Consider the following 11848-nt stretch of genomic DNA (forward strand, 5'->3'; position numbering starts at 1 on the left):
GAAGCAATACATCAGTTGTATGTAAAGTTTCGCGTAGATCGTGACAGCAGTCAAGTCGATCGATTTTAGATTTTAGATTTTAGATTTTAGAGGGAGGAGGAAGGAAGAGGGCATGAACCGCAGAGGGCGCAGAGGGCGCAGAGGGAAGAAAGCAGAAGGTAAAAGGCAAAAGTATAAATTCCCCACTTCCCCTCTAATTCCCTCTGGGGTCTAAAACGTCTCGCAGGCCATCCCCCAAAAGGTTGAAACCCAGAACAGTCAAGGTAATCAGCAAACCGGGAAACAAAATAGTCCAAGGAGACGAAAGAGCGTATCCGCCCTTAAAAGCATCAGAAAGCATCGTCCCCAACTCAGGAACCGGTGGCTGTGCGCCCAAACCCAAAAAACCCAAACCTGCTGCTTCTAGTGTCGCCGTACCAGTCGAAAGAGTTGCTTGTACAACTAGAGGCGCGAGACTTCCCGGCAAAATGTGGCGAAAAATAATCCGCAAGTCGCTGGCGCCCAAGGCTTTGACAGCCAAAACAAATTCTTGTTCCCGCAGAGACAGCACCATACTGCGAGTTAAACGGATGTAAATTGGAATTTGCACGAGGCTGACGGCGATAATTACGCTTTGCAGGCTCGGCCCGGTGACGGTAACAACGCCGATCGCCAGTAAAATCGAAGGAAAAGCTAACAAAATATCCGCCAAAGTGCCGATCGCCATTTCCAGCAACCCCCGAAAATACCCGGCCACCAGCCCCAAAAGCGCTCCCACAATTAAACCCGCACCCACAGAAACCAGGCTGACGAGTAAAGATATCCCCAATCCGTGCCACACCCGCACCAACAAATCTCGCCCCAAACTGTCGGTGCCAAACCAATGTTTAGCGCTAGGAGCCACTAAGCGCGACAAATAATCTCGATCGACCGCAGCATCGTAAGGAGAAAGTAGGGGGGCCAACAGTGCAGAGAGCATCAGGGCTACAGTCAAAATTAAGCCGATTTTCCCCGAAGTCGATCGCCAAAATCGTTGAAAAGCCGGCTGTGGAAATATTAAGTTTTTATGCAATTTTAGATTTTCCATCGAATGCTGTCACAAAAAAAACTCAGGACTTATTGCCAAACCTTTTAGGGCTGAGATGCCTGTGGTGCCCATAAACTGATTAATTCATTGACAAGGGCGAGCAATTCAGATACAGACTCATTGGCTTCGGGCGCTTCAAATCCATGAATAAATCGGTTTCTTACGTTTAAAAGTAGCATGGCTCGATCGTACTCTTCTATTGAAAGTTCTCCTTGGGAATACATATGTTTGATCAGAGATACAGTTGGAAATCTTTCAATTGGAATAATAGCCTCCTCAGCTCGTCTACGCAGTAGTGCTTCAATTGTTCCCCAAAGTGATAAAAACGCGCCTTCATTTTCTCCTAATGAAATTAGACGTTCACCCTGTCTTTTTCTACTAAAAACTTGTTGCCAAGATAATAGATTGACTTCATTGTCTTCGTCTTTCAGTAAAGCATCTTCAGTAATTAACAAGAAACGCCAGCCTGTATTTTTAGAGACTATTTCAGCAATTTCTTTCAACCTGTCTATGGGTGTTTGTCTGGCAGAACGTTTGAATTCGATTATGTAACCTTCGGCTTCGTTCTTTTTTACAATCAAATTTGGACGATATGTCCCTAAATCGAAAGGGATGTCTTCTGGTTCAGGGTCAACCAATACTGTATAGCCTTCTTGTCGGTATTTTTCGGCAATTTTAGATACTGATTTGTCGTGTATTAATTTAGCGGTCATAGATAACTCTCTAATGCTTTTGCTGAATTTATTCTAACGTAAACGCACTCACTGCCAGATATTATGCCACGGACCAACAATGACGGACATAAAGCAACGTCAAACGTGTCACTAAGCGAGCGACGATGCGACTCCACATCTGTGACAAGTGAATCATCCTCATAAACTAACCCAATTAGTGCATCCTGTATGGGCTTTATGATATTGTCAGTGTCAACTGGGTCAGCATCATAAAGGTATACTAAAGTTAAATGAACGTTTCCTGAATAAGGAGTTACTACCCAAGTTTTTGACGCTTCTGTACGCACAAATGCTTGCCAATCCTGTAGCTTGCTTCTCTGCCTCGTTTGCAAAGATACAGGGCGTTTTGGAATCAGAAACTCAAATTGCATTTGCAACTCCGAAAATTGAATGCGAAAAGAAGGGATTAAAGGCTAAATTCAAACTAGACTATAACTTGCAACTTTTAACAAATCAACTTTTGTTTTGTCGATCGCACAGATTTCTCATAACCCTCACGCCCTCACCGCTCTCGCATTTCGCGTGAAGCGAAGCTATCCCGTTCGCGAAGCGTTCCCGAAGGGTAGGGAATCGCCCCCGACAACATCCCCAGCAACCATCAGCCATGGGATAAATCTAAAATCTAAAATCTAAAATCGGATGACCCTTTAAGATATAGAGAACAAGATCAATTTAAAAGCACAATGACATCCACCCTACTCAAAACCTCCGCCCGATCGCCCCTCAACGCCCCAACAATCCGCCATTTCCCCAACGGCCTCACAGTTATAGCCGAACACCTGCCGGTCGATGCTGTTAACCTCAGCGTGTGGCTCAATTTAGGCTCAGCCGTAGAACCCGACAACATTAACGGGATGGCTCACTTTTTAGAACACATGATTTTTAAGGGAACTCCCAGCATTCCCAGTGGCGAGTTTGAGCGCGCGATCGAGCAACGCGGCGCTGTCACCAATGCTGCCACCAGCCAAGATTACACTAATTATTACATCACCACAGCTCCTAAAGATTTTGCCGAACTAGCTCCCCTGCAAGTAGATGTGTTGCTAAACGCCAGCATTCCCGACGACGCCTTTGATCGCGAAAGGCTGGTAGTCTTAGAAGAAATTAGACGATCGGAAGACAATCCCCGCCGCCGCACCTATCAGCGATCGATGGAATTAGCGTTTGAAGTCCTGCCCTACAAGCGACCGGTACTCGGCCCGACTGCGGTAATCGAACAGTTGACAGCGCAACAAATGCGGGATTTCCACAGCAGCAGATATCACCCAGGGGCCATGACAGCCGTAGCTGTCGGCAATTTGCCAGTCGATCAACTAATAGAAATTGTCGCAGACAGTTTTGCAGCAAAAAGTACAGCACAAAACAAAAAAATAAATGTACCCGCTGTCGGCAACTTTCACCCAGAATCCCAAACCCTGAACTACGGTCAAGAATCGCCATTTACAGAAACAGTCCGCCGCGAATTTGTAGACTCTGCCCTTCAGCAAGCCCGACTGATCGTGATGTGGCGAGTGCCAGGTTTCATGGAAATGTCCGAAACTTATGCGCTGGACGTTTTGGCAACAATATTGGGCCACGGCCGCACAACTCGCTTGGTTCAGGATTTGCGCGAAGAAAAAGGGCTAGTGTCGTCAATTTCGGTCAGCAACATGACTCAGCGACTCGGCGGCGTATTCTCGATTTCCGCTCAACTACCGACAGAAAACTTGGCAGCAGTGGAAGCAGCCATCGTCCAACACATCCGCACTCTCCAAACCGAACTGGTGACAGATGCCGAAATTTCCCGCATCCGCACTCAAGTAGCAAATCGGTTTATCTTTGGTAACGAAACTCCGAGCGATCGAGCAAGTTTGTACGGTTACTATCAGTCGATGGTAGGAGATATCGCTCCCGCCCTCAACTATGCCGCCTGCATCCAAGCTCAGACTGCCGAGGATCTCCGAGAAGCCGCCGTCAAATATCTGTCTCCCGACGCGATGGGTGTTGTGGTAATTCGCCCGGACGAAGCATAAATCTGACTTCGCCTCAACAGGGAAATTCTGCCATCCCTCTGCTTTTGAGGCATCCAACAGCGTTCGGCATTCGGCAGAAACAAGGTCAACGCGCACGAGGGATTTTTAGTCAAGAGTGCGTGAAATTCGATCTGCCCGCGCCTTGAAGGTTTTGTATCAAATAATTAATATGAAGCCTTTAAGGTACGGGCGATCGGCAAAATTACCGTAATTTTATGAGACGATAAACTGGGAATTATTGATGAGCCAGCAATTTAGTCTAGGAAAACCGGGTTTATTGGCGATGTAATTCTAAAATCTAAAATCGATAAAATCACCGTAATTTTATGAGACGATAAACTGGGAATTATTGACGAGCAAGCAATTTAGTCTAGGGAAACCAGATTTATCGGCGATGTAATTCTAAAATCTAAAATCTAAAATCGATTGATGTGGGCAGGCCAGCATGAAATTACAAAACTTTCTCAACTCAAAAATTAGGTACGATGCCAAAGCAATCGCTGCTGACGACGAACTCAGCCGCCAAATTCAAAGCCGCCTCATTGACCTGAGTTTACTGAAACCTCCCGTAGACGGAATTTTTGGCCCTCTCTCTACCGCCACCCTCCACCGATTTCAAACTCAAATGAAGTGCGGCGAACCGGGTTTTTTGGGAGCAGTAACAGCTAAAAAACTTCTCGAAACCGAGCCTGGTTACATTTCCACACATCCCCTGATACTGACAACCCTCAGAGACACCATTTTAAAATCAAAACCGCTGGCGTCTTCTCAACTTCAGGAGTCCGAAAAACAATTAATACCAGCAGGAAAAGAGTTTGAACTGGTTGCTTTTGCTCCGATTCGCGGTCACATCAGAGTTGCTTTCCGCAACGAGTCTTTCAAAGGTTCAGGGATTTGGTATGTTTTGGGATCGCACGCTCAAATTAGTCAAGACGACCTTCTGTTTTATCCCAAACCGAATCCCCCAACTGTCAGGCTTGGCATTCCTTATCGATCGCAAATGGATAACTTGTACAATCCTACAGGTTCTGCCAATGTAACTTCATTAGCGATGTGTATGGACTTTTTGAGGGTGCCGCGGCGCCAACAAACCGGGCAATATGAAGACGAACTCTACGAATATGCGATCGCCAAAGGTTACAGTCGTTGGGACCCCTACGATTTAGCAAAGATTGTTAGAGATTACGGCGCTCAAGATTTCTTTACCGAGAATGCAACTGTTGATGACGTTCAAGATTGGCTAGCCAGCGGAAATCCCGCTCTCATACACGGATACTTCACGTCTTTCGGTCACATTATAGTTGCATCAGGCTACGACAGCGAGGGATTTTTCGTCCACGATCCCTATGGCGAGTGGTTCCGAACTGGCTACGATACAAGTATCAGCGGTGCTTACTTGCACTATAATTACCGCTTAATCCGCAGCCTATGTATGCCTGACGGGAATTTTTGGGTTCATTTTATCTCTAAGTAGTAATTTGTTAGTAGTTAGTGGTTATTGGTTATTGGTTATTGGTAATAACTAACCAATAGTTAACAGTTGACTCTCAGCAAGGTCGGACACGGCATTGCCCATTGGTATCAACTTCAGCCGAAATATCGATCGGGCCCCAAATACCGCCAGGGGTTTAAACCCCTGGCTCATAGCGAAAGTCCTCTTTTAGAGGACTGAATAATTCATTAGACTTCTCCAGAAATTAGATTTTAGCTTAGGCTTGACTTGGGTTTCAAGTTCTTTTTTGGAGATGTCTCTTAGTCCTCTTTTAGAGGACTTCAGCTTTGAGGCAGGGGTTTAAACCCCTGCCGGACTGCGGGTATTACTATTAATTTTCATGCTCAAATCCAGCCAAGTCGATCGCGTAATCGGAGCACTGGTAGAAATATAGTCAACTCCGGTTTCGGCTACACTTCTAATTGTTTCTAAAGTAACATTGCCGGAAGCTTCAATTTTTACCCGATCGCTCTTTTGGCGAATTATTGCCACAGCCTGTCGCATCAAATCACAGGACATATTATCTAACATGATAATATCGGCTTTGTGCTGCAAAGCTGTCTCTACCTCAGCCAGAGTTTCGGTTTCGACTTCGATCGTCAGCGGATAGGGGATAGAATTGCGAATTAGGGCGATCGCCTCTGCAATTCCCCCAGCCGCCGCAATGTGATTGTCTTTAATCATCACCGCGTCATCTAATCCCATCCGGTGATTGCAAGCACCGCCGACTTGAGTTGCGTATTTTTCCAACAATCTCAATCCGGGCGTTGTCTTGCGCGTATCCACTAATTGCACGGGCAAATCGGCAATTTTGTCAACATATTTCTGAGTTAAAGTAGCGATGCCGCTCAAACGCATTGCCAAGTTTAATGCTACTCTTTCTCCGGTTAGCAGCGCCTCGAAATTGCCTGAAATCTCGGCAATTACTTCTCCTTTTTCGCACAGTTTCCCTTCTGGTACTTGGGGGATGAAACGGAGGCTGCTGTCTAAAAGTTTAAATGTGCGATCGGCAATTGGCAATCCGGCAATGACTCCAGCTTCTTTGACAATCCATTTAGCTGTACCCTGGATGCTGTTTGCGGGAAATAAGGCCGATGTTGTGCGATCGCCCCTACCGATATCTTCTAGTAGCCAGTTGTGCAATAGCGAGTCTAAAACTATCCAAGGCGGTAATATTGCTGTCATATTTTTGTCAGTTGTTATATCAAGATGATATCTACTAGGAACAATAGTCGATCGGGAGATTTTAGGCAAGTTGCACAATTATGATGGTGTTAGTGCGATTTTTGGCGATCGGGCTAGATAATGGGGTATTCTGTTGCTGAGATTTGGTTTTGGTGCTTTAATGGAGTTGATGGGGCGATCGCGAGCAGAAATCATGATACAGCCAGTCATTTTATAAAAATTAGCAGAACTCCCTGAGTCTCTTCAGACAGAAGTGCTTCATTACATTGAGTTTTTGATAGAAAAGCAGGCTAAAAACTTAAGTCAAGAAAAGCTGACAAAGAAATGAATAGATGTGTTTGCTAGAAAATCCACACTTACCAGGAAAAACATGGGTATCAAACAGAAAGCGGACGACGCAAGGAAGAAGGCATATCAGAAAGTCATTGCAACCAAACTTCTTGATGGGATTGAGCAGCTATCTGACAGACCTTCCTCAAAAAGACGATGGATTTGGGAACTACTGCAAAATGCCAAGGATGTCGCCAATGAGCAAGTCAGAGTTGAAATCGTGCTGACGAAAGACTATGTTGAGTTCAGCCACAATGGAAAGCCTTTCTCAATTGAAAATATTACTTACTTAATTGAGCAGGTTTCTAGCAAAGAGCGAACTACCGAAGTAAATGAATTACCCAAAACAACTGGCAAATTTGGAACGGGTTTCATGACGACTCACTTACTCTCACGGCAAGTTGAAGTTAGCAGTATTTTACAAAATATAGAAGATGAGTCTTTGAGCTACAAGCCTTTCAAGATCCTTTTAGACAGAAGCGCCACAAACTTGGATGAAATGATTCAAAAGGTAGATGATGCTTTCTCCATCTTTGAGGAAATTGATAACGATAGCGTCTATCCACCACTCGCAAACTACCAACAGAATCAAAACTGTGATACGTCATTTCGCTATGTCTTGGATAATGCTGGCCTTAAAGTAGCTGAAGCAGGCATTCAGGATTTGCAGAATGCGATCGCTTATGCACTTGCTTTCATACCTACTATTCAATCTGTTACAGTTACCGATGATACTAAGGAGTCAATATACTGTTATCAAACAATCAATCGTCATCCGATTGGCAAAATCTCAATTGTAACTATTGAGAGAAATAGCACTGAGTCTCCATGCGAGACGCAAACCATAGCTTGCTTATCCAATGAGAATCAAACTATTACCATTGCTGTTCAAGTTGAAGTTTTAGGAGATGACCTTTACTCAATCAAGGAAATCACTAACGAAATTCCCATTCTTTTTTGTGAATTTCCGCTCATTGGCTCAGAGAGCTTTCCGTATCCTGTTGTGATTAATAGCCATCTGTTTAATCCCACTGAACCCAGAGATAGCATATTATTGAACCCTGAAAATGAGCAGAAGACACCCCTAAACAAAGCGATTATTGAAGAAGCGACAGTGCTTTATGGGGACTTGCTGAATCAAGTTACATTAGACTGGCAAAATGTCCATTTGTTGGGAAAACTGAAAAGGGAAGCCAAAATACCAGACAACATTGATATCAATTGGTACAAAGAAAAGATTGCCAATCAAATTGTGGCAAAGCTTAGCGCTGCTCCAGTGGTAGACACAGTTTCAGGTAACAGAATATGCCTAAGTCAAGCCCTGATTTTAGACTACAACTTAAAGCAGGACGTACAACAATTTGCAGACTTGGCTTCTTCACTCCACGCTAATCGTTTACCTAAACCAGATCATGTCCTTGATTGGCATGACATTCTTAAGTCTGATTTTGGCAAGAAGTTTTCGGATGAAATTAGATATACCCTAGAGCAATTGCTGCAAGATATTGCTGCGGAACAAACACTCGATCGACTTGCAAGAAGCCTCTCTAAAACTGATTCAGATACTTTAGAATGGATTAATCAGCTAATTCCGTTCACCAGCAAAAGTCAGGAAAATTTATTAGAGCAATATAATGTTATTCCAAATCAGTATAATCAATTCAAGAAAAAGCAAGAACTGTACTGGGATATAGCAATCCCAGAAGCTTTAAAGGACGTTCTTAAAATTTTGAGCTTGGACTGGAGAGCAGCTCTTGCTCACAAACAACTCACCTATCAGCTCTCAAAAGTCCGTGATATTAATCAAGCAGTTGATGAGATTAACAAAATTATCATAATGAATCGGCTTACATCTTTAAGGAAAGCAGTTTACACTATTGTCAGTTGCTTTCCTAGTGATGCGGAGTTTGAACAAGATACTAAACTTGTTTCAAAAAGAGATGCTATCTGGAATTTTGCACGAGATATAGATATAGATAGTTGTGTACCAAATAAGATTCATCTGGAATCATGGATACCCTTACTTTGGCAACAAGCAGATTTGTGGCTGATGCAAACTTTAGTTGACGATATTGAAAAGCTAAAAAATGTTCAAAATTTGAGCAAACAGCTCAACGTTACTCCAAAAGATGCTATTTCTTGGCTCGATCGCTTTATTGCCTTCCTAAAACAAGAAGAACAATCGAAGCTATACAGTAAGAAGGTGATTTTCCCCAACCAAGAAGGGATATTCAAAGAAGTGGAACAACTCTATATTGACAACCAAATTCCCGATGAATTAAAAGATGTCTTGAAAGATTTAGGTTGTGGTTGTAGAGGAAAGCTTTTGGACTTAGGGATTAGAGGGTTTGAGAATCATCGTAATCAGTTTACTGTCAAAGACGTTTCAGACGATATTCAAAAGCGCCTTCAAGATGCAAAAAATGATAAGGATGATTTAGCGAAGTATTGGAGTTTTAGTGTTCCCATCTATAAGCTCATTAGCTATTTTCGAGATTCCGAACCTAATGACTCAAATAAACTAGCTATTTGGGCATTTGCCGATCGGTTCTACCCTGGCGAAATTCCATCCCAGAAATCCCTGCCTAACCTACAAGACTTTTCATGGAATGCCTGTAATAAATGGATACTAAACTGTATAGCCAAGGCTATCCATAATTTTGAAAACCTAGAAGGTTTTGTAAAATATTTTAACTCAGATCGGAATGCAGCCATTGAATGGCTAGACAATTTTAGCTATTTTGTATTTGTAGCAGAACAGGATGATAAAATCCTTGATTTGTATGCTATTCTACCCAATCAATCTGGTCAGTTTAGGCACAAAAAAGATATCAAGAAAGATGAGGATATTCCTGAAGAATTGAAAATGATTCTTGAGCTTCTTACTCGTGAGGACTGGAATGATTTCCTGCTCGCTCGAAGTTTAAAAAGAGTTGAACAGTTATTTGAGAAAGAAAAAGAAAAAACAAAAACTATTCAAGACATTGCTACAGAAATTGACCAAGCCATAAAAGAGTGGGAACACAATCATAAAACACGTGATATAAAGTTTACCAAAGTAATCACTGAAATGATTGAATGGTCTAACACTCAACGAGATGATAAAAAAATTGAAAAACTCTTTAGTTATTTTTATGCCAATAAAGCACAACTATTGCTGAAGACATTAGATGACAACGAGGTAAGTAGTGGAATTTTCACGATTCTTAATCATCGGGACAAACTATCAGTTTTAACCGAGTTGGCAGAAAATTCTGAGATATCAGAACAAGATTTGCAAGACTTTGCTCAAAATCGAGCCAAATACAAAGAACTGAAAGAATTGAGAGAACAGATTTCTGAGCAGGAATTTCAAGCTTTTAATCTTTTGAAAACAGAATTCTCCTTACAAGAGATCGGTGAATTGGTAGACAATAAGGAGAACCAAGATATCGCAGCTATTGGTCGGGAAGGGGAAAAGTTTCTGTACGATAAACTGGTTAAGCAATTTGGTAAAAGTCGTGTTAACTGGCTCAATAAAGATTCTGAAAGTTTCAGTCCCTATGACTTTTCTGTTAGCGATAACGACGGGAAAGAATATCTGTATATTGACGCAAAAACAACTTCAACTGAAGAGTCTAGAGCCGATAGGATTCCTTTTTATGTCGGTAACTCCGAGTGGGATTTTTCTGAAAACAACGATCGCTATTATTTAGCTAGGGTATTTAGAATTCGGACTGAAACACCAAGAGTTAAGTTTCTTAAACTTGTCCGATTACTAGATGGTTGATGATGGAAGTAGCCTAGCAAATTTGGTATATATTCGATCCCAGATAACTCAACCGTTTAGCTATAACTTAAATTTCAGCGATCGCCCACTATTGACTGCTAAAATAAGGGCGATCGCTTGTTATGATTGTATTCAAATAAAAACGACTGCAATGGGCAATTATTATGACTATTCCTGATATTACGATCGCCCTTATTGCAGCAACTTCCAGAATCATTATTGCCAGAAGTCAGCGAATTCATAGACTTTGTGATGCACAAGCACCAAAATAGAATAGCTGAACCCAAACTCCCAGACGATATTGCTAAAGCTTGGGCCAAAGGGTTCGAGGAGGTCGATCGCCTGGAAGTAACGACTAATCAGCCTGAGAGCGAATATCAGCAAGTCCTACTCAACAAGTATCGGCAACAAGGTTTAGAGCTATGATCCTATGCGATGCAGGAGTTTTACAACGAGGAATGCTTGGGTTTAAAATGAAGAGGCTATCAACCTATCCCCTATGAGTGAAACCCTCTACATTGAAACCAGCATCTTGGGCTACCTAACAGCTCGATCGACCAAAAACCTAATCCTGGCTGCCAATATCGAGGTAACAAAAGATTGGTGGGAGTATCGCCGCAGTGCTTTCACACTGTATGTCTCACAGGCTGTCCTAAACGAGGTAGCACAAGGAGACACAGAGATTGCGGTTCAACGTATGGAACTCCTTCGCGGTGTTCCATCGCTAGGATTAAATCAAGCTGTCCGAGACTTAGCCTCGCAATTTCTTACACGCAGCAATCTTCCCCCTAAAGCACATATCGATGCAATTCACATTGCAGCAGCAACCGTTCACGGCTTGGATTACCTGTTAACCTGGAACTGTAAGCATATCGCAAACGCTCAAATCCAGCGGAAACTTGCAGAAATCAGTTTTGATTTCGGATACGAGTTACCGATCCTTTGTACGCCTTATGAATTACTAGGAAATTAATTTATGCTGACAGATGAAATCATAGAAGAAATTCAAAAAATTCGTGAAGAGTATGCCAAGTCTTTCAATTATGACTTGGACGCAATATTTGCAGACTTGCAGAAGAAACAAGCTGAAAGTGGAAGAGAAGTTGTGAAATTGCCGCCAAAGCGCGTTCTAGCAGGGCGTTGGAGCAGACGGGGTAAAAATATTATGTGAAAATATTATGTGAAAAAACTAAAGCCCTTTTCCGTTGTTGCGGGAAAAGAGCTTTAATTTATTATTAACCTGGCACTGAGCTATTTTAC

10 protein-coding genes and 1 pseudogene are annotated in these 11848 nt (G+C 42.7%); 7 read left to right on the top strand and 4 right to left on the bottom strand.

The features are described 5' to 3' along the window. Window positions 1-193 precede the first annotated feature (193 nt). From QUB20_RS15275 to QUB20_RS15285, 3 genes are read right to left on the bottom strand one after another with little or no spacing between them, the layout of a single operon-like run. Window positions 194-1066, bottom strand: coding sequence for an ABC transporter permease (locus QUB20_RS15275; RefSeq protein ID WP_333247242.1), 873 nt, complete (start codon window positions 1064-1066; stop codon window positions 194-196). 44 nt (window positions 1067-1110) lie between these two features. Continuing rightward, entirely contained in the window at window positions 1111-1779 is a 669-nt protein-coding gene (locus tag QUB20_RS15280) for a hypothetical protein (protein WP_333247245.1), read from the bottom strand. Beyond that, window positions 1776-2171, bottom strand: a complete 396-nt coding sequence (locus tag QUB20_RS15285) for a RusA family crossover junction endodeoxyribonuclease (protein ID WP_333051961.1) — start codon at window positions 2169-2171, stop codon at window positions 1776-1778. Before QUB20_RS15285 ends, QUB20_RS15280 begins: the two co-directional genes overlap by 4 nt. Before the next feature lie 312 nt (window positions 2172-2483). Here QUB20_RS15285 and QUB20_RS15290 point away from each other — a divergent pair, with 312 nt between their 5' ends. Beyond that, complete coding sequence (locus QUB20_RS15290) at window positions 2484-3812, top strand: pitrilysin family protein (protein WP_333247247.1); 1329 nt, start codon at window positions 2484-2486, stop codon at window positions 3810-3812. 445 nt (window positions 3813-4257) lie between these two features. Further along, on the top strand, window positions 4258-5286 hold the full coding sequence (locus QUB20_RS15295; RefSeq protein WP_333247249.1) for a C39 family peptidase: 1029 nt from the start codon (window positions 4258-4260) through the stop codon (window positions 5284-5286). Window positions 5287-5604: 318 nt separating this feature from the next. Here the strand turns inward: QUB20_RS15295 and nadC are convergent, their stop codons facing one another. Then, on the bottom strand, window positions 5605-6489 hold the full coding sequence (gene nadC / locus QUB20_RS15300) for a carboxylating nicotinate-nucleotide diphosphorylase (RefSeq protein ID WP_333247251.1): 885 nt from the start codon (window positions 6487-6489) through the stop codon (window positions 5605-5607). A 232-nt stretch (window positions 6490-6721) separates the two neighbouring features. On the opposite strand from nadC, the pseudogene QUB20_RS28715 reads away from it, so the two are divergent. The 5 genes and pseudogenes from QUB20_RS28715 to QUB20_RS15320 all read left to right on the top strand — a co-directional run. Beyond that, window positions 6722-6817, top strand: a pseudogene (locus QUB20_RS28715) (DUF2281 domain-containing protein); the annotation flags it as partial. A 42-nt stretch (window positions 6818-6859) separates the two neighbouring features. Next, entirely contained in the window at window positions 6860-10588 is a 3729-nt protein-coding gene (locus QUB20_RS15305; RefSeq protein ID WP_333247253.1) for a DUF3883 domain-containing protein, read from the top strand. Window positions 10589-10783: 195 nt separating this feature from the next. Next, complete coding sequence (locus tag QUB20_RS15310) at window positions 10784-11014, top strand: hypothetical protein (RefSeq protein WP_333247255.1); 231 nt, start codon at window positions 10784-10786, stop codon at window positions 11012-11014. A 73-nt stretch (window positions 11015-11087) separates the two neighbouring features. Then, entirely contained in the window at window positions 11088-11561 is a 474-nt protein-coding gene (locus QUB20_RS15315) for a type II toxin-antitoxin system VapC family toxin (protein WP_333247257.1), read from the top strand. 3 nt (window positions 11562-11564) lie between these two features. Next, window positions 11565-11759 (top strand): hypothetical protein, encoded by a 195-nt coding sequence (locus tag QUB20_RS15320; protein ID WP_333247259.1) that lies wholly within the window; start codon window positions 11565-11567, stop codon window positions 11757-11759. Window positions 11760-11848 lie beyond the last annotated feature (89 nt).

It is taken from the genome of Microcoleus sp. B4-C2 (assembly GCF_036705265.1).
GTDB lineage: Bacteria > Cyanobacteriota > Cyanobacteriia > Cyanobacteriales > Microcoleaceae > Microcoleus.

Bases quoted from the DNA above. Each gene is read 5' to 3' on its own strand.
- QUB20_RS15275 (WP_333247242.1), bottom strand. From the start codon at position 1,066: ATGGAAAATCTAAAATTGCATAAAAACTTAATATTTCCACAGCCGGCT.
- QUB20_RS15280 (WP_333247245.1), bottom strand. From the start codon at position 1,779: ATGACCGCTAAATTAATACACGACAAATCAGTATCTAAAATTGCCGAA.
- QUB20_RS15285 (WP_333051961.1), bottom strand. From the start codon at position 2,171: ATGCAATTTGAGTTTCTGATTCCAAAACGCCCTGTATCTTTGCAAACG.
- QUB20_RS15290 (WP_333247247.1), top strand. From the start codon at position 2,484: ATGACATCCACCCTACTCAAAACCTCCGCCCGATCGCCCCTCAACGCC.
- QUB20_RS15295 (WP_333247249.1), top strand. From the start codon at position 4,258: ATGAAATTACAAAACTTTCTCAACTCAAAAATTAGGTACGATGCCAAA.
- nadC (WP_333247251.1), bottom strand. From the start codon at position 6,489: ATGACAGCAATATTACCGCCTTGGATAGTTTTAGACTCGCTATTGCAC.
- QUB20_RS15305 (WP_333247253.1), top strand. From the start codon at position 6,860: ATGGGTATCAAACAGAAAGCGGACGACGCAAGGAAGAAGGCATATCAG.
- QUB20_RS15315 (WP_333247257.1), top strand. From the start codon at position 11,088: ATGAGTGAAACCCTCTACATTGAAACCAGCATCTTGGGCTACCTAACA.
- QUB20_RS15320 (WP_333247259.1), top strand. From the start codon at position 11,565: ATGCTGACAGATGAAATCATAGAAGAAATTCAAAAAATTCGTGAAGAG.